The following is a 17461-nucleotide window of genomic DNA, read 5'->3' on the forward strand; positions in this document are numbered from 1 at the left end:
CCGTGGACGCGGCCGGCCGCAGCGACGACCGGCTGGCGCGCGCGGCCGGGCGCGCCGAACGGCTCGTGCGGCCGGTCTTCGTTGCGCTGGCGCTGCTGGCCACCGCGGCCGGCGCGGCGATGGTGGCGCTGATGGTGGCGAGCGTCGCCATGCGCCATCTCGCCAACGCGCCGCTCTACTTCACCGAGGAGCTGATCGGCCTGCTGCTGACGGCCGCCTTCTTCCTGGCGCTGCCGCTGGTCACCCTCAACGGCGAGCACGTGCGGGTGACGCTCGTCGTCGCCAACCTGCCGCCGCGCGGCCGCTCGGTCGCGGCGGCCGCCGCCGGGCTCCTCGGCATCGCCTTCTGCGCCTGGTTCGTCGCGCTCGCCATGCCGTGGCTCGACTTCGCGCTCTCGCGCGGCCTCAAGTCGGAGGTCGCCCGGCTGCTGCTTTATCCCTGGATGGCGCTGGTGCCGTTCGGCCTGGTGCTGTCGGGGCTCGCCTTCGCCATCCGCGCGGCAGCACCCGCGCCGGCGCCGGCCGGGCGCTGAGCGGCACGCGGCGGGGCGGACGGGGCGCACGCGATGTTCTGGGGGATCCTGCTCGGCGGCCTGACCGCCTTCGCCGCCTCGGGGCTGGCGCTCGGCGCCGCGCTCGGGCTGACCGGCTTCCTGCTGCTCGAATTCGCCGCCGGGGGTGCGACCTTCGTCGCCGTCGACGCGGTGTGGAACGTCTTCAACGCCTTCACGCTGTCGGCCATCCCGCTGTTCATCATGCTCGGCGAGGTGATGCTGCGCAGCGGCATCAGCGAGCGCATCTACAACGCCCTGGCGCCCGTCTTCCGCCGCGTGCCGGGCGGCCTGCTGCACACCAACATCGCCGTGTGCACGCTGTTCGGCGCGGTCAGCGGCTCCAGCATGTCGACGGCCGCGGCGATCGGCTCGGTCGCCTATCCGGAAATGGTGGCGCGCGGCTACGACCGGCGCACCGTGGTCGGCTCGCTGGCCGGCGGCGGCACGCTCGGCCTGCTTATCCCGCCGAGCCTGTCGCTGCTGATCTACGGCGCGCTGACGGAAACCTCGATCGGCAAGCTGTTCATCGCCGGCATCGTGCCCGGCCTCGTGCTGGCGCTGCTGTTCATGCTCTACGTGCTGCTGCGCAGCCTGGCCGAACCGCGCCTGGCGCCGGCCGACGAGACCACGGTGCGGCCGCTGCATGTCGTCCTCGCGCTTCTCAAGCTGTGGCCGTTCGGCCTGCTGGTCCTCGCCATCATGGGCAGCATCGCCTGGGGCTTCGCCACGCCGACGGAGGCGGCAGGCGTCGGCGTGGCGGCGGCCATCCTCATCGCGTTTTCCTGGGGCACGATGACGCCGCGCGTGCTCGGCGAGGCGATCTACCGCTCGGTGCTGCTCTATGCCGGCATCGCCTTCGTGGTGATGGGCGCCACCATCCTGGCCCAGGCCGTCAGCCTGCTCGGCGTGCCGCAGGCGATCCTGGAAGGCGTGCGGGCGGCCGATCTCGGCCCGCTGACGGTGCTGGCGCTGGTCGTCGCCATCTATCTGGTGCTCGGCTGCTTCTTCGACGGCCTGTCGCTGATGATCATGACGCTGCCGATCGTCTTTCCGCTGATGACGGGGCTCGGCTACGACCCGATCTGGCTCGGCGTCATCATCACCATCATGATCGAGATCGGCCAGGTGACGCCGCCGGTCGGGCTGAACCTGTCGGTGCTCGTCTCGGTGACGCGCGAGGAGGTGACGCTCGGCCAGGCGGCGGCGGCCACCGTGCCCTACTGGCTGATCCTGCTCGCCTCGATCGCGCTGCTGACGGCGGCCCCGCAGCTCGCGCTCACCCTGCCCGCCCTGTTGATGTGAGCTTCCCCTTCCCCATCCGAGGACAGACGAATGGCCCTGAAATTCAAGCCCAAGACCTACGGCCCCTTCTCCACGCGCTTCGCCGAGGACGGCTCGGTCACGGTCGCCACCGCGCCGCAGCAGACCGTCGCCCTCGCCTCGCCGCCGACGGCCGAGGCCGGCTCGCCGGTCGACTTCCTGCTCGCCGCGCTCGCCTCCTGCCTCGCGATCTCGCTCGCCTATGCGGCGCGCCAGATGGCGCTCGACACCGGCGAGATCACCGTCTCGGCCGGTGCCAGCAAGGCCGAAGACCCACCCGCACGGCTCGCCGGCTATACGATCGAGGTCGGCTTCGAAAAGACGCCGGGCGAGGAGGCCTGCGCGCAGCTTCTGGCCCGCGGCAAGGCGCTGTGCACGGTCAGCAATTCGCTCGCCGCGCCGGTCACGCTCACCGTCCGCGCCTGACGCGATCGCAGCCGGGCCCGCCCCGCGGCGCGGGCGGATTGACGCTGCACCGGCTTTTCAACATACTCGGTAGTATGTTGTTGGCGAGGGAGGAGGCGACATGGCGTTCGCGCGCGTGAACGGCGTCGTGATCCATCACGAGCTGCGCGGCCCGCAGGACGCGCCGGCGCTGACATTCGCCAACTCGCTGGGCACCGATTTCCGCATCTGGGACGCGGTGGTCGCGGCGCTGCCGGGCTACCGCATCCTGCGCTACGACAAGCGCGGCCACGGGCTGTCCGAGGCGACGCCGGCCCCCTATGCGATGACCGACCACGTGGCCGACCTCGCCGGCCTGCTCGCGCATCACGACATCGCGCGGACCGCCGTCGTCGGCGTGTCGGTCGGCGGCATGATCGCCCAGGGGCTGGCCGCGCTGCGGCCCGACCTGGTGACGGCGCTGGTGCTGTGCGGCACCGCGCACCGGATCGGCACCGAGGCGATGTGGGACGAGCGCATCGCGGCGGTGACGCGCGAGGGCATCGGCGCGCTTGCCGACGGCGTCATGCAGCGCTGGTTCACCCCGGCCTACCGCACGGCCGACAACCCCGACTTCGTCGGCTACACGGCGATGCTGACGCGCACGCCGGTGGCCGGCTACGCCGGCACCTGCGCGGCGCTGCGCGACGCCGATCTCACCGAATCGACCCGCGCGCTCGCCGTGCCGACGCTGTGCCTGGTCGGCGACCAGGACGGCGCGACGCCGCCGGAGCTGGTGCGCGAGACGGCGGCGCTGATCGACGGCGCGCGCTTCGAGATCATCGCCGGTGCCGGCCACCTGCCGTGCATCGAACGGCCGGACGAGACGGCACGGCTGATTTCCGGCTTCCTGGCCGGCACCCGAGACGAACGGAAGGACGACTGAATGAGCAAACCCGTGACGGTCGCGCGCGACGGCAACGTCGCCGTCATCACCCTCGACAACCCGCCGGTCAACGCGCTGAGCTTCCATCTGCGCAAGCCGCTCAACGAGGCCCTGGAGACGCTGCGCGACGACGCCGACGTGGCGGCGATCGTGATCGCCTGCGCCGGCCGCACCTTCATCGCGGGCGCCGACATCACCGAGTTCGGCAAGCCGATGCAGCACCCCAGCCTGCCCGACCTGATCGCCACGCTCGAGACCATCGACAAGCCGACCGTGGCCGCGATCCACGGCACCGCGCTCGGCGGCGGGCTGGAGCTGGCGCTCGGCTGCCATTTCCGCGTCGCCGACCGCAAGGCGCGGCTCGGCCTGCCGGAGGTCAAGCTCGGCCTCCTGCCGGGCGCCGGCGGCACGCAGCGCCTGCCGCGCCTGGTCGGTCCGCAGAAGGCGCTCGAGATGGTCGTCTCCGGCCGGCCGATCGGCGCCGGCGAGGCGCATGAAGCCGGGCTGGTCGACGCGCTGGCCGACGACGACCTCGTCGGCGAAGCGGTGGCGCTGGCGCGTGCCGAGGCGGCAAGCGGCGCGCCGATGGTCCAGGTGCGGGCGCGCGAGGACAAGCTCGCCGCCGCGCGCGCCGACATCGGCGCCTTCGACGCCGCCGTCGCGCAGGCGACGCGCAAGGCGCGCGGCCTCGAGGCGCCGCTCGCGTGCGCCCAGTCCGTGCGCAACGCGCTGACCATGCCGTTCGACGAGGCGCTCGCCAAGGAGCGCGAATATTTCGCCCGGCTGGTTTCCGGCGACCAGTCGAAGGCGCAGCGCCACCTGTTCTTCGCCGAGCGCGAGGCGGCCAAGGTGCCGGGCATCGGCAAGGAGGTGAGGCCGCGCCCGGTCGCCCGGGTCGGCGTCGTCGGCGCCGGCACGATGGGCGGCGGCATCGCCATGGCCTTCGCCAATGGCGGCCTGCCGGTGACGCTGCTCGAGCGCGACCGCGAGGCGCTCGACCGCGGCCTGGCGACGATCGAGAAGAACTATGCCGCCTCGGTCCGGCGCGGCTCGCTCGACGAGGACGGCAAGGCCGCGCGCCTCGGCCGGCTGAGCGGCACCACCGACTATGCCGGGCTGGCCGACTGCGACCTCGTCATCGAGGCGGTGTTCGAGGACATGGCGGTCAAGGAGGAGGTGTTCGGCCGGCTCGACGCCGTGGTCAAGCCGGGCGCGGTGCTCGCCACCAACACCTCCTATCTCGACGTCGACGCCATCGCCGCGACGACCGGCCGGCCGCAGGACGTGATCGGCCTGCACTTCTTCTCGCCGGCCAACGTGATGCGGCTGCTGGAGATCGTGCGCGGCGCCAGGACAGCGCCCGACGTGGTGGCCACCGCGCTGTCGCTCGCCAAGACCATCGGCAAGGTGCCGGTCGTCGTCGGCGTGTGCCACGGCTTCGTCGGCAACCGCATGCTGTCGGCGCGCTCGGCCGAGAACGAGGCGCTGCTTCTGGAGGGCGCGACGCCGCAGCAGATCGACAAGGCGTTCACCGATTTCGGCTGGCCGATGGGGCCGTTCCAGATGGGCGACCTCGCCGGGCTCGACATCGGCTGGCGCAACCGCAAGGCGCTCGGCAAGACCGCCCCGGTGGCCGACGCGCTGTGCGAGCTCGGCTGCTTCGGCCAGAAGACCGGCAAGGGCTTCTACCTCTACGCGGACGGGTCGCGCACGCCGCAGCCCGACCCGGAGGTGACGCGGCTGATCGAGGACAAGGCCCGCGCAGCCGGCGTCGAGCGGCGCAGCATCTGCGACGAGGAGATCGTCGAGCGCACGCTCTACCCGATGATCAACGAGGGCGCGCGCATCCTGGAGGAGGGCATCGCCGCGCGGCCGTCCGACATCGACATCGTCTGGGTCAACGGCTACGGCTTCCCGATCGGCAAGGGCGGGCCGATGTTCTGGGCCGAGCAGCTCCGCGGCCTCGACACCATCGTCGCGCGGCTCGCGCACTGGCACGGCGAGACCGGCCGCGCCGTCTTCGAGCCGGCGCCGCTGCTGAAGCGTGCCGCCGCGTCCGGCGGCGGCTTCGCCGGCGAGGCGCGCAAGGGAGCCGCGTAGGGACACCACCGATGGCCGGCGCTCCGCTCCCCTGGCAAGACGCCTACCCGCCCGGCCTCGACCCGGCGACGGTGCCGGAGCCCTTTCCCGTCCATCGCATCGTCGACGAGGCGGCGGCCGCGTGGGGCGACCGCGACGCGCTGGTCTTCCGCGGGCACCGCCTCCGCTTCGCCGCGCTGAAGCAGGCGGTCGACCGCTGGGCGGCGGCCTTCGCGGCGGCCGGCATCGGCGCCGGTGACCGGGTGGCGCTGCTGCTGCCCAACACGGCGGTGCACCTGTTCGCCTTCTTCGGCGCGCTGAGGGCCGGCGCCACGGTGGTGCATCTGAGCCCGCTCGACGCCGCGCCCGTGCTGCGCCACAAGCTCGCCGACAGCGGCGCGCGCCTCATCGTGACGACCAACATCGCCGACACCGCCCTGCGGGCGGCGGCACTCGCCGCCGAGGGCGCGGTGGCGCGCCTCGTGGTGGCCGACGACGCCGCCTTCGGCCCCTCGCCGCTCACCGGGCCGCTGCCCGACGGCGAACGGATCGTCGCGGCCGACGCCTTCCTCGCCGCCGGCCGCGCCGCGCCGCCGGCCGCCGAGCCCGATCTCGATGCGCTGGCGCTGGTGCAGTACACCGGCGGCACGACGGGCCTGCCCAAGGGCGCCATGCTGACCCACCGCAACCTGTCGAGCGCGGTGGCGAGCTACGACCTGTGGTTCGCCGCGCACGGGCTGATGCGGCCGGCCAGCGAGCGCACGCTGCTTTTCCTGCCGCTGTTCCACATCTACGCGCTTACGGCCGTGATGCTGCGCTCGGTGCGCAACGGCCAGTGCCTGCTGATCCACACCCGTTTCGACCCGGAGACCGCGCTTGCCGCCATCGAGGCCGGGGCGACCAGCTTCGCCGGCGTGCCCACCATGTGGATCGCCATCGCCGCGACGCCCGGCTTCGAGACGCGCGACCTGTCGGCGCTGCGCTACTGCGCCTCGGGCGGCGCGCCGCTGCCGGTCGAGCTGGCGCGGCGGCTCAAGCGGGCGACCGGGCACGACATCCTGGGCGGCTGGGGCATGACGGAGACCGGGCCGGCCGGCACCAACATCCCGCCCGGCCGCGCCGACAAGATCGGCACGATCGGCGTGCCGCTGCCCGGCATCCGGCTCGACGTGGTGGCGCTCGACGATCCCGCGCGCACGCTCAGCCCCGGCGAGACCGGCGAGCTGCGCGTCTTCGGCCGCAACGTGACGGCCGGCTATCTCAACCGGCCGGAGGAGACGGCGGCCGCCTTCAGCGACGGCGGGCTGCTGACCGGCGACATCGGCTTCATGGACGACGAGGGCTTCTTCACCATCGTCGACCGCAAGAAGGACATGATCCTGTCGGGCGGCTTCAACGTCTATCCGCAGATGATCGAGCAGGCCGTCTACGCGCATCCGCATGTCGAGGAGGTGCTGGTCATCGGCGTGCCCGACGCCTATCGCGGCGAGGCGGCCAAGGCGTTCGTCAAGCTGCGCGACGGGGCGCCGGCGCTGACGCTGGAGGCGTTGCGCGCCTTCCTCGCCGACCGGCTCGGGCCGCACGAGATGCCGGCCGCGCTCGAGCTGCGCGAGGCGCTGCCGCGCACCGCCGTCGGCAAGCTTTCCAAACTCGACCTCAAGCAACAGGAAGCCGCCCGGCAGAGCGCCGCGCCGGCAGCACCCGGGAGCATCGCATGAGAGACGCCGTCATCGTATCGACCGCCCGCACGCCGATCGGCAAGGCCTATCGCGGCGCGCTCAACGACACCACCGGCGCCACGCTCGGCGCGCACGCCATCCGCCACGCGCTGGAGCGCGCCGGCGTCGAGCCGGAGGCGGTCGAGGACGTGGTTATGGGCTGCGCCATGCAGGAAGGCACCACCGGCCTCAACGTGGCGCGCCGGGCGCTGCTGGCCGCCGGGCTGCCGGTGACCACCGCCGGCACGACCATCGACCGGCAGTGCTCGTCGGGGCTGCAATCGATGGCGCTGGTCGCCAACGCCATCCGCAACGACGGCGTCGAGGTGGCGGTGGCCGGCGGCATGGAATCGATCAGCCTGGTCCAGAACGAGCACCGCAACACCTTCCGGCTCAAGGACGAGCGGCTGATGGAGATCAAGCCGGAGGTCTACATGGCGATGATCGACACGGCCGAGGTGGTCGCCGCGCGCTACGGCATCTCGCGCGAGACGCAGGACGCCTATGCGCTGGAAAGCCAGCGCCGGGTGGCGGCGGCGCGCGAGGCCGGCCGCTTCGACGCCGAGATCGCGCCGATCGCCACCACCATGGCGGTGATCGACAAGGAGACCAAGGCGGTGAGCCACACACAGGTGGAGCTGGCGCACGACGAGGGGCCGCGGCCGGGCACCACCGCCGACGGCCTGGCCGGGCTGAAGCCGGTGCGCGAGGGCGGCACGATCACCGCCGGCAACGCCAGCCAGCTTTCCGACGGCGCGGCGGCCTGCGTGATGATGAGCGCGGCGGAGGCGGCGCGGCGCGGGCTCGAGCCGCTCGGCATTCTGCGCGGCTTCAACGTGGCCGGCTGCGAGCCCGACGAGATGGGCATCGGCCCGGTCTTCGCCGTGCCGCGGCTGCTCGCCCGGCACGGCCTCAAGGTCGACGACATCGACCTGTGGGAGCTCAACGAGGCCTTCGCCGTGCAGGTCGTCTATTGCCGCGACCGGCTCGGCATCGACCCCGACAAGCTCAACGTCAACGGCGGCTCGATCCCCATCGGCCACCCCTACGGCATGTCCGGCACGCGGCTTTCCGGCCACGCGCTGATCGAGGGCAAGCGGCGCGGCGCACGCTTCGCCGTGGTGACCATGTGCGTGGGCGGCGGCATGGGCGCGGCCGGCCTGTTCGAGATCAACTGAGGCAACCGCCGCGCCGGCGCTCGGCGCGCCACGCGACCCCGGGAGGGCTGACGATGGACCTTCGCTACACCGACGACGAGATCGCCTTTCGCGACGAGGTGCGCGGCTTCCTGCGCGACACCGTGCCCGACGACATCCGCCGCCGGATGGTCGACGGCGAGCATGTCGGCAAGGACGACATGGTGCGCTGGACACGCCTGCTCAACGACCGCGGCTGGGCGGTGCCGCACTGGCCGGAGCGCTACGGCGGCACCGGCTGGGACCCGATGAAGCAGTACATCTTCCTCGAGGAGCTGCAGAAGCACCCCGCCCCCTCGCCGCTGCCCTTCGGCGTCAACATGGTGGGGCCGGTGATCTACACCTTCGGCTCCGACGCGCAGAAGGCGCGTTTCCTGCCGCGCATCGCCAATCTCGACGACTGGTGGTGCCAGGGCTTCTCCGAGCCCGGTGCCGGCTCCGACCTCGCCTCGCTGAAGACGCGCGCTGTGCGCGAGGGCGACCACTACGTCGTCAACGGCCAGAAGACCTGGACGACGCTGGCGCAGTATGCCGACTGGATCTTCTGCCTGGTGCGCACCGACCCGCAGGCCAAGAAGCAGGAGGGCATCTCCTTCCTCCTGATCGACATGACGACGCCGGGCATCGAGGTGCGCCCGATCGTTACCATCGACGGCGGCCGCGAGATCAACGAGGTGTTCCTGACCGACGTGCGGGTGCCGACGGAAAACCTCGTCGGCGAGGAAAACCGCGGCTGGGACTACGCCAAGTTCCTGCTCGGCAACGAGCGCACCAACATCGCCCGCGTCGGCATGTCGAAGCAGCGCGTGGCGCGCATCCGCGAGCTCGCCGCCAAGGAGATGTCGGGCGGCCGGCCGCTGCTCGAGGACCAGCGCTTCCTGGAGAAGCTGACGGCGATCGAGATCGACCTCAAGGCGCTCGAGATGACGCAGCTCCGCGTCGTGGCGGCCGACGCCAAGCGCGGCAGCACCGGCCGGCCGGACCCCGCCTCCTCGATCCTCAAGATCAAGGGGTCTGAGATCCAGCAGGCGACGACGCGGCTCCTGATGGAGGTGATGGGGCCCTACGCCATGCCCTATGCGCAGGCCGCCGAGGCGGGCTGGAACGAGCCGCCGGTCGGGCCGGACTACGCCGCGCATGCCGCGCCGGCCTATTTCAACACCCGCAAGGTGTCGATCTACGGCGGCTCCAACGAGATCCAGAAGAACATCATCGCCAAGGCGGTGCTGGGGTTGTGATGTGAAGGATACGCAATGACAGCGGTTTCTAGAAATACCTACTGCAAATGGGTCGTGAACGCGCTTCGAGCACTCGGTCCCTCGCGTCCCGAAAACGTCTACCGATGGATCAAAGCCAACGAGCCTGTTCCGGCCTCCGAACTAAACGGAACGACTAGTGACGGTGAGAACCTTTTCAAGAAGAACGTGAGGTGGGCGCGGTTCACGCTCTACAATGATGGCACCGTCACTAGTCCCTCGTATGGCGTTTGGGCACTCAGATAGAGAAACTCTATGGACTTTGACCTTTCCGAGGAACAATCGATCCTGAAGGACTCGCTCGACCGGCTTCTGGGCGACAAATACGGGTTCGAGGAGCGCAACCGCATCCTGAAGTCGGATACCGGCTGGAGCGCGGAGATGTGGCGCCAGTACGCGGAGATGGGCCTGATGGCGCTGCCCTTCGCCGAGGCCGACGGCGGGCTCGGCGGCGGCGCCGTCGACATGATGATCGTGATGGAGGCGCTCGGCCGGGTGCTGGCGCTGGAGCCCTACTTCGCCACCGTGGTGCTCGGCGGCGGCTTCCTGCGGCTCGGCGGCACGGCCGAGCAGCGCGCCGCGCTCGCCCCGGCGGTGGCGGCCGGCGAGACGAAGCTCGCCTTCGGCCACACCGAGCGGCAGTCGCGCTACGACCTGCACCATGTCGAGACGACGGCGCGGCCGGACGGCGCGGGCTGGCTGCTCGACGGCGCCAAGAGCGTGGTGCTCGACGGCGACAGCGCCGACCATGTCTTCGTCACCGCGCGCACGGCCGGCGGCCCGCGCGAGGCGGCCGGCATCGGCGTCTTCCTGGTCGACGCGGCGGCCGAGGGCGTGTCGCGGCGCGGCTATCGCATGCAGGACGGCCGGCGCGCGGCCGAGCTGGCGCTGGACGCGGTCAGGGTCGGGCCGGAGGCGGTCTATGGCGCGCCCGAGGAGGGCCTCGCGCTGGTCGGCGCCGTCGTCGACCGGGCGATCGCCGCGCTGTGCGCCGAGGCGGTCGGCGTGATGGGCGCCATGCACGCCGAGACGGTCGACTACCTCAAGATGCGCAAGCAGTTCGGCGTGCCGATCGGCGCCTTCCAGGTGCTGCAGCACCAGGCCGTCGACATGTATGTCGCCACCGAGCAGGCGCGCTCGATCACCCACTACGCGACGATGATGGCGGAGGACGACGACGCCGAAGCCAGGGCGCGCGCCATGCACGCGGCCAAGGCCGAGATCGGCCGCGCCGGGCGCCAGGTCGGCGAAGCGGCGATCCAGCTTCACGGCGGCGTCGGCATGACGGAGGACTATGCCGTCGGCCACCGCTTCAAGCGCATGACGATGATCGACCTGACCTTCGGCGACGGCGAGCACCACCTGCGCACCCTGGCCGGCAAAGGCGGGCTGGCGGCCTGACCCTGGCGCAGCCGGGTCGGCGCTCCCGGCATCGCACGCAGGCGGCTCGTTCGGGGGCCGCGGACCGCGGGGGCGGACGGCGCGTGCCGGCGGCCGCGCGCGCCGGAGGGCGGCCGGCTCAGGCGGTCTCGGCGGCGGCTTCCTGCGCGGCGGCGGCCTTCGGCGCGCAATAGATCGCGTAGAGCGTCTCCAGAACCCGCTCCACCTTGCCGGAGGCGATGCGGTAGTGGATCGTGCGGCCGTCGCGGCGCGTGGCCACCAGCTTGAGCGCACGCAGCTTGGCGAGCTGCTGCGACAGCGCCGACTGGTTCATGCCGACGCGGTCGGCGAGCGCCTGGACGGGCATCTCGCCATTCGCCAGATGGCACAGCACCATCAGCCGGTTGGGGTTGGCCATCGCCGCGAGAAGCTCGGCCGCGTCCTCGGCCGACTCCTCGATGCGGTCGATGTCGAGAGCTGCGGTCATGGGCTGGATTTTTCCTCTTGCATATGTGAATATGTCATCATATTTAGCCTTCATGCCGGCGCAAGACAAGCCGGGAACGCGAACGACAGAGGAAAATCGTGCTCACCGAATTCACCCCCATCCAGTCGCTCCTCGGCGGCGTCCTGATCGGCCTGGCGGCCGTCATGCTGATGGCCTTCAACGGCCGCGTCGCCGGCATGACCGGCATCGTGTCCGGCGTTCTGCCGCCCTACAGCGGCGCCAACCGCTGGCGCCTCGCCTTCCTGGCCGGCGCCATCGCCGCACCGATCGCCTATCTGGCGCTCGGCGGCGGCATCGGCTTCGCCGTGCCGGTCTCGACCACGGCGCTGATCGTCGGCGGCCTGATCGTCGGCGTCGGCGTCACCTACGGCTCGGGCTGCACCAGCGGGCACGGCGTGTGCGGCATGGCGCGGCTGTCGCCGCGCTCGATCGTCGCCACGCTCGTCTTCATGGCGACGACCTTCGCCACCGTCTACGTCACCCGCCACGTGATCGGAGTCTGACCCCATGGCCAAGATCGTATCCGCTCTCGCCGCCGGCGCCCTGTTCGGCATCGGCATTGCGATTTCCGGCATGGCCAACCCGGCCAAGGTGCTCAACTTCTTCGACGTCGCGGGCACCTGGGACCCGAGCCTGATCTTCGTGATGGGCGGCGCGCTGGTGACGGCGGCCATCGGCTACCGGGTCCTGTTCGGCGCGGCCAAGAAGCCGGTGTTCGAGACCCAGTTCCACCTGCCCGCGGCACGCCAGATCGACGCGCGCCTGGTCGGCGGCTCGGCGCTGTTCGGCGTCGGCTGGGGCATCGCCGGCTTCTGCCCCGGCGGCGCGGTGCCCGCGCTCGGCGTCGGCTTCGCGCCGACGGCGACCTTCCTCGCCGCCATGCTGGCCGGCATCCTCGTCGCCCGCTTCCTGCAGGAACGGGCTCTCAAGGCGGCGACCGCCTGATTTCGAAGCGCAACCAGGAGTGACAGCCATGACCCTGCCCTTCTCCACCGACACCAAGGTGCAACCCGAGGTGAAGGCCTTCTTCGACGAGGCCACCAACACGATCTCCTACGTCGTGAAGGATCCGAAGTCGAACGCCTGCGCCGTCGTCGATTCGGTGATGGACATCGACTACGCCGCCGGCCGCATCACCTTCGACAGCGCCGACGCGATCATCCAGTACATCCGCGACAACGACCTCAAGGTCGAGTGGATCATCGAGACGCATGTCCATGCCGACCACCTGTCGGCCGCGCCCTACATCCAGGAGAAGCTGGGCGGCAAGATGGGCATCGGCGAGAACATCACCATCGTGCAGGACACCTTCGGCAAGGTGTTCAACGAGGGCACCGCGTTCCAGCGCGACGGCTCGCAGTTCGACCGCCTGTTCACCGACGGCGACAGCTACCAGATCGGCTCGATGACCGCCCATGTCATGCACACCCCCGGCCACACGCCGGCCTGCATGACGCATGTGATCGGCGACGCGGCCTTCGTCGGCGACACGCTGTTCATGCCCGACGGCGGCTCGGCGCGGGCCGACTTCCCCGGCGGCGACGCGCGCACCCTCTACCGCTCGATCAAGCGGGTGCTCGAGCTGCCCGAGGAGACGCGGCTGTTCATGTGCCACGACTACGGGCCGAACGGACGCGACATCCAGTGGGAGACGACCGTCAAGGACGAGCGCGAGCACAACATCCACGCGCGCGACGGCGTCGGCGAGGACGAGTTCGTGCGCATGCGCGAGGAGCGCGACGCGACGCTCGCCATGCCGAAGCTCATCATCCCGTCGCTGCAGGTCAACATGCGCGGCGGCCGCATGCCGGAGCCCGACCCGGCCGGCAAGACCTTCCTCAAGGTGCCCGTCAACACGCTTTGACAGGCCTGCGGCCCGCTGGCACCCTGCCGGCGGGCCGCCCGACAACCAGACGAAACGAGACGACACATGGACATCCGCAAGATCAACGAGGACTTCGCCGTCGTCGGGCAGATCGGTCCCGACCACGTTCCCGCCATCGCCGATGCCGGCTTCCGCAGCGTGATCTGCAACCGCCCGGACAGCGAGGACGGCGCGGTGCCGCACGACGCGGTGGAAGAGGCGGTCCGCGCGGCGGGAATGGAGTTCCGCTTCCTGCCCGTGGTTTCCGGCGCCATCACCCCCGACGACGTGACCGGCATGGCGAAGGCGCTGGCCGACCTGCCGCGTCCGGTGCTCGCCTACTGCCGCACCGGCGGGCGCTGCATGAACCTGTACGGCCTCGCCCAGCAGGCCGCCGCCGGCTGACGCCTGCCGCCGACGCCCGACCCTCGACCCTGCGTGCCGTTCCCGCGGCGCCGGCTCCGGCCGGCGGCCGACGGGGGACGTATGCCCGCAAGACCGCAGATCCGCGACCGACAACGAGAAGGCAGCATCCGTGCCCGATACCGTGAAGCGCTATTTTCCGATCCTCGAATGGGGCCGCACCTACGACCGCACGACGGCGACCAACGACCTGGTGGCCGCCGCGATCGTCACGGTGATGCTCATTCCCCAGTCGCTCGCCTACGCGCTGCTCGCCGGCCTGCCGCCGGAAATGGGGCTCTACGCCTCGATCCTGCCGCTCGTGCTCTACGCGCTGTTCGGCACCAGCCGGGCGCTCGCCGTCGGCCCGGTGGCCGTCGTCTCGCTGATGACGGCCGCCGCCATCGGCAAGGTTTCGGCCGACGGCGGCATCGACGCCGTGACGGCGGCCATCACGCTCGCCTTCATGTCGGGCCTGTTCCTCATCGGCCTCGGCCTGCTGCGCCTCGGCTTCCTGGCCAACTTCCTGTCGCATCCGGTGATCTCGGGCTTCATCACCGCCTCCGGGCTGGTGATCGCCACCAGCCAGCTCAAGCACGTGCTCGGCGTGACGGCGGAGGGCGACACGCTGCCGGCGCTCGTCGCCTCGATCGCCGCGCACATCGGCGAGGCCAACCCCTACACCATCGCCATCGGGCTCGGCTCGCTCGCCTTCCTGTTCTGGGTGCGGCGCGGGCTGAAGCCGCTGCTCGGCCGCTTCGGCGTGCCGGCGCGCGCGGCCGACATCGCCACCAAGGCCGCGCCGATCGCCGCCGTCGCCGTCACCACGCTGGTCGCCTGGGGCTTCGACCTCGGCGCGCGCGGGGTCAAGCTCGTCGGCGCGGTGCCGCAGGGCCTGCCGCCGCTGACGCTGCCCTCCTTCGCGCCCGACCTGTGGGCGGGGCTCGCCATGTCGGCGGTGCTGATCTCGATCATCGGTTTCGTGGAATCGGTCTCGGTGGCGCAGACGCTGGCCGCGCGCAAGCGCCAGCGCATCGACCTCGACCAGGAGCTGGTCGGCCTCGGCGCCTCCAACATCGGCGCCGGCATGGGCGGCGGCTATCCGGTGACCGGCGGCTTCGCCCGCTCGGTGGTCAATTTCGACGCCGGCGCGGAAACGCCGGCGGCCGGCGCCTTCACCGCCGTCGGCATCGCGCTGGCCACCGTCTTCCTGACGCCGCTGCTCTTCTACCTGCCGCAGGCCACGCTTGCCGCCACCATCATCGTGGCGGTGCTGTCGCTGGTCGACTTCTCGATGCTGCGGCGCACCTGGCGCTACGCCAAGGCCGACTTCGCCGCCGTCGCGGTGACCATCCTGCTCACCCTCGGGCTCGGCGTCGAGGCGGGCGTGTCGTCCGGCGTCGTCCTGTCGGTGCTGATCCATCTCTACAAGACGTCGCGGCCGCACATGGCCGTGGTCGGCCGCGTGCCGGGCAGCGAGCACTTCCGCAACGTGCTGCGCCACAAGGTGGAGACCGACCCCACCGTCCTGTCGGTGCGCGTCGACGAGAGCCTCTACTTCGCCAATGCCCGCCATCTCGAGGACCGCATCTACGACATGGTGGCCGGACGGCCCGAGCTGAAGCACGTCGTCTTGATGTGCTCGGCGGTCAACGCCATCGACATGAGCGCGCTGGAATCACTCGAGGCGATCAACGAGCGGCTCGACGCGCTCGGCGTGCGCTTCCACCTGTCGGAGGTCAAGGGACCGGTGATGGACCGGCTGATGCGCACCGACTTCCCCGACCACCTGACGGGCGAGGTGTTCCTCAGCCAGCACGACGCGATGCGGGCGCTGGCGTCGGGACCGCCGGAGACCCCGCAGCAGCAGGCGGCCACTCAGTAGAGCAGGCGCATCAGCCAGAGCGTGATGCCGGGAAAGGCGGTGAGCAGCGCCACCCGGACCACGTCGCTGACGATGAAGGGCATGACGCCGCGATAGGTGGCGGCGATCGGCGTGTCGCGGGCCATCGAGTTGAGCACGAACAGGTTCATGCCGACCGGCGGCGTGATCAGCCCGACCTCGACGACGATCAGCACCAGGATGCCGAACCAGATGGCGAACTCCTCCGGCGTCAGCCCGAAGTCGAGCGCGGTGACGATGGGGAAGAAGATCGGCACCGTGAGCAGGATCATCGACAGCGAATCCATGACGCAGCCGAAGGCAAGATAGACGAGCAGGATGAGCGCCATCACCAGCCAGGGGTTGAAGCCCTGCTCGGTGACGAAGGCGGCGGCCTGCTGCGGCAGCTGCGACAGCGCCAGGAAGCTGTTGAAGAAGCTGGCGCCGAACACGATGAAGAAGATCATCGCGGTCGCGCTCGCCGTCGCCAGGATGGCGCCGACGAAGCTGCGCACGGTCAGCCCGCCGTTCAGAAGCGCGATGAGCCCGGTGCCGGCCGCGCCGACGGCGGCCGCCTCGGTCGGCGTGAAGAAGCCGAGATAGATGCCGCCGACGACGGCGAGGAAGACGAGCAGCACCGGCCACACGTCGACCAGCGCGCGGAAGCGCTCGGCATAGGGCGCGCGCTCGCGCATGCCGGCCGAATCCGGCTTGAGCCGGACATAGATCGAGATCGCCAGCATGTAGCCGATCGCCGCCAGCACGCCCGGCACGAAGGCGGCGACGAACAGCTTGGCGATGTTCTGCTCGGTGAGGATGGCGTAGATGACCAGGATCACCGAGGGCGGGATGAGGATGCCGAGCGTGCCGCCGGCGGCCAGCGTGCCGGTGGCGAGCCCGCCCGAATAGCCGTAGCGGCGCAGCTCCGGCAGCGCCACCTGGCTCATCGTCGCCGCCGTGGCGAGCGAGGAGCCGCAGATCGCGCCGAAGCCGGCGCAGGCGCCGACGGCCGCCATGGCGACGCCGCCGCGGCGGTGGCCGAGCCAGGTCTCGGCGGCGCGGAACAGCGCCCGCGACATGCCGCCCAGCGTCGCGAACTGGCCCATCAGCAGGAACAGCGGGATGATCGACAGCGAGTAGCTGGAAAACGTCGAGTAGGTCTCGTTCTTCAGCTTGGCCAGCACCGGCACCGTGCTGCCGGTGATGATCCAGGTGCCGACGATGCCGCAGATCAGCATGGCCAGGCCGATCGGCAAGCGCAGGAAGATGAGGACGAGCAGGACGGGGAACGACCAGATGCCGAGTTCGAGATTGCTCAACGGCCACCCCCGTGGCCGGTCTCGGCGGCGGGGGTCGCGCCGGCGAGCTCGCGCACGCGCAGGCCGGTCATGTAGACCGACACGATCACCGCCACGGCGGCGGCCGCCATGCAGGCGGCGTAGGGCCACCACAGCGGGAACTGCAGGATGAAGGTGGTCTCGCCGTAGCGCAGCTTGTCGGTCATGCCATACCACAGCCGCCAGGCGATCAGCGCGATGGCCAGCGTCATCAGGCTCTCCGACACCACGTCGATGACGCGGTTGGCGCGCGGCGACAGGAAGCTGGTGAACAGGTCGACCGTGGCGTGGCCGCGGTTGAGCTGGCACCACGGCAGGAAGGCGAAGACGGCGAAGCCGACGCCCGCCTCGACCAGCTCGAAATCGCCCGGCACCGGCCCGAGGTCGGCCCAGACGAGCGAGCGGCCGGTGACGCTGACCACCGTGAGGAGCGTGATGACGACGAGCACCACGCCGCCGAGAATGGCCAGCGCGCGCGCAAGCCAAACGACTGTCCTGTGCAGGATCATGCCCCTTGCAACCCCGGTTCCGCTGCGGAAGCTAGCCCGCGCCGACGCCTCGGGCAACCGGCGGCGGGCGGCGCCGTTGCCGCACCCGCCGGCGGCCCCGCGGCACCCCCCGCGCGACCGGCGTCG

Annotated in this window: 18 protein-coding genes; 15 read left to right on the forward strand and 3 right to left on the reverse strand. The window is 71.1% G+C overall.

Going from position 1 to position 17461, the window contains the following annotated elements; all coding sequences use genetic code 11:
* The first annotated feature begins 2 nt into the window (after nucleotides 1–2).
* The 10 genes from N1F89_RS12520 to N1F89_RS12560 all read left to right on the forward strand — a co-directional run bounded on the left by N1F89_RS12520 (nucleotide 3) and on the right by N1F89_RS12560 (nucleotide 10854).
* The gene (locus tag N1F89_RS12520; protein WP_290084434.1) at nucleotides 3–533 is read left to right on the forward strand and encodes a TRAP transporter small permease; all 531 of its coding nucleotides are present in this window, start codon (nucleotides 3–5) and stop codon (nucleotides 531–533) included.
* 33 nt (nucleotides 534–566) lie between these two features.
* On the forward strand, nucleotides 567–1856 hold the full coding sequence (locus tag N1F89_RS12525; RefSeq protein WP_290084435.1) for a TRAP transporter large permease: 1290 nt from the start codon (nucleotides 567–569) through the stop codon (nucleotides 1854–1856).
* Nucleotides 1857–1886: 30 nt separating this feature from the next.
* Nucleotides 1887–2300, forward strand: a complete 414-nt coding sequence (locus N1F89_RS12530) for an OsmC family protein (RefSeq protein ID WP_290084436.1) — start codon at nucleotides 1887–1889, stop codon at nucleotides 2298–2300.
* Between the two features lie 100 nt (nucleotides 2301–2400).
* Nucleotides 2401–3204 (forward strand): 3-oxoadipate enol-lactonase, encoded by an 804-nt coding sequence (gene pcaD / locus N1F89_RS12535; protein WP_290084437.1) that lies wholly within the window; start codon nucleotides 2401–2403, stop codon nucleotides 3202–3204.
* Entirely contained in the window at nucleotides 3205–5304 is a 2100-nt protein-coding gene (locus tag N1F89_RS12540) for a 3-hydroxyacyl-CoA dehydrogenase NAD-binding domain-containing protein (RefSeq protein ID WP_290084439.1), read from the forward strand.
* Nucleotides 5305–5315: 11 nt separating this feature from the next.
* Entirely contained in the window at nucleotides 5316–7001 is a 1686-nt protein-coding gene (locus N1F89_RS12545) for an AMP-binding protein (protein WP_290084441.1), read from the forward strand.
* Nucleotides 6998–8179 carry an acetyl-CoA C-acyltransferase gene (locus N1F89_RS12550; protein ID WP_290084443.1) on the forward strand — a complete coding sequence of 394 codons (1182 nt, stop codon included), beginning with the start codon at nucleotides 6998–7000 and terminating at the stop codon, nucleotides 8177–8179. Before N1F89_RS12545 ends, N1F89_RS12550 begins: the two co-directional genes overlap by 4 nt.
* Nucleotides 8180–8232: 53 nt before the next feature.
* The gene (gene pimC, locus N1F89_RS12555) at nucleotides 8233–9435 is read left to right on the forward strand and encodes a pimeloyl-CoA dehydrogenase large subunit (protein ID WP_290084445.1); all 1203 of its coding nucleotides are present in this window, start codon (nucleotides 8233–8235) and stop codon (nucleotides 9433–9435) included.
* A gap of 15 nt (nucleotides 9436–9450) precedes the next feature.
* Nucleotides 9451–9699, forward strand: a complete 249-nt coding sequence (locus N1F89_RS20705) for a winged helix-turn-helix domain-containing protein (protein ID WP_354670326.1) — start codon at nucleotides 9451–9453, stop codon at nucleotides 9697–9699.
* A 9-nt stretch (nucleotides 9700–9708) separates the two neighbouring features.
* Nucleotides 9709–10854 (forward strand): acyl-CoA dehydrogenase family protein, encoded by a 1146-nt coding sequence (locus N1F89_RS12560; RefSeq protein ID WP_290084447.1) that lies wholly within the window; start codon nucleotides 9709–9711, stop codon nucleotides 10852–10854.
* Between the two features lie 118 nt (nucleotides 10855–10972).
* Here the strand turns inward: N1F89_RS12560 and N1F89_RS12565 are convergent, their stop codons facing one another.
* The gene (locus N1F89_RS12565) at nucleotides 10973–11320 is read right to left on the reverse strand and encodes a metalloregulator ArsR/SmtB family transcription factor (protein ID WP_290084449.1); all 348 of its coding nucleotides are present in this window, start codon (nucleotides 11318–11320) and stop codon (nucleotides 10973–10975) included.
* A 98-nt stretch (nucleotides 11321–11418) separates the two neighbouring features.
* On the opposite strand from N1F89_RS12565, the gene N1F89_RS12570 reads away from it, so the two are divergent.
* From N1F89_RS12570 to sulP, 5 genes are all read left to right on the forward strand, one after another.
* Nucleotides 11419–11844 (forward strand): YeeE/YedE family protein, encoded by a 426-nt coding sequence (locus N1F89_RS12570; RefSeq protein ID WP_290084451.1) that lies wholly within the window; start codon nucleotides 11419–11421, stop codon nucleotides 11842–11844.
* Between the two features lie 4 nt (nucleotides 11845–11848).
* Entirely contained in the window at nucleotides 11849–12286 is a 438-nt protein-coding gene (locus N1F89_RS12575; RefSeq protein ID WP_290084453.1) for a DUF6691 family protein, read from the forward strand.
* Between the two features lie 28 nt (nucleotides 12287–12314).
* Complete coding sequence (locus N1F89_RS12580) at nucleotides 12315–13205, forward strand: MBL fold metallo-hydrolase (protein WP_290084454.1); 891 nt, start codon at nucleotides 12315–12317, stop codon at nucleotides 13203–13205.
* Nucleotides 13206–13271: 66 nt separating this feature from the next.
* On the forward strand, nucleotides 13272–13610 hold the full coding sequence (locus N1F89_RS12585) for a TIGR01244 family sulfur transferase (RefSeq protein WP_290084455.1): 339 nt from the start codon (nucleotides 13272–13274) through the stop codon (nucleotides 13608–13610).
* A gap of 130 nt (nucleotides 13611–13740) precedes the next feature.
* Complete coding sequence (gene sulP, locus N1F89_RS12590) at nucleotides 13741–15492, forward strand: sulfate permease (protein WP_290084456.1); 1752 nt, start codon at nucleotides 13741–13743, stop codon at nucleotides 15490–15492.
* Here sulP and N1F89_RS12595 read toward each other — a convergent pair.
* Both N1F89_RS12595 and N1F89_RS12600 read right to left on the reverse strand, forming a co-directional pair.
* Entirely contained in the window at nucleotides 15486–16808 is a 1323-nt protein-coding gene (locus N1F89_RS12595) for a TRAP transporter large permease (protein WP_290084457.1), read from the reverse strand. The two genes, sulP and N1F89_RS12595, sit on opposite strands and share 7 nt — an antisense overlap.
* Complete coding sequence (locus tag N1F89_RS12600) at nucleotides 16805–17335, reverse strand: TRAP transporter small permease (RefSeq protein ID WP_290084459.1); 531 nt, start codon at nucleotides 17333–17335, stop codon at nucleotides 16805–16807. Before N1F89_RS12600 ends, N1F89_RS12595 begins: the two co-directional genes overlap by 4 nt.
* Between the last annotated feature and the right edge of the window lie 126 nt (nucleotides 17336–17461).

Source organism: Aquibium sp. A9E412 (assembly GCF_030398335.1).
Lineage (GTDB): Bacteria > Pseudomonadota > Alphaproteobacteria > Rhizobiales > Rhizobiaceae > A9E412.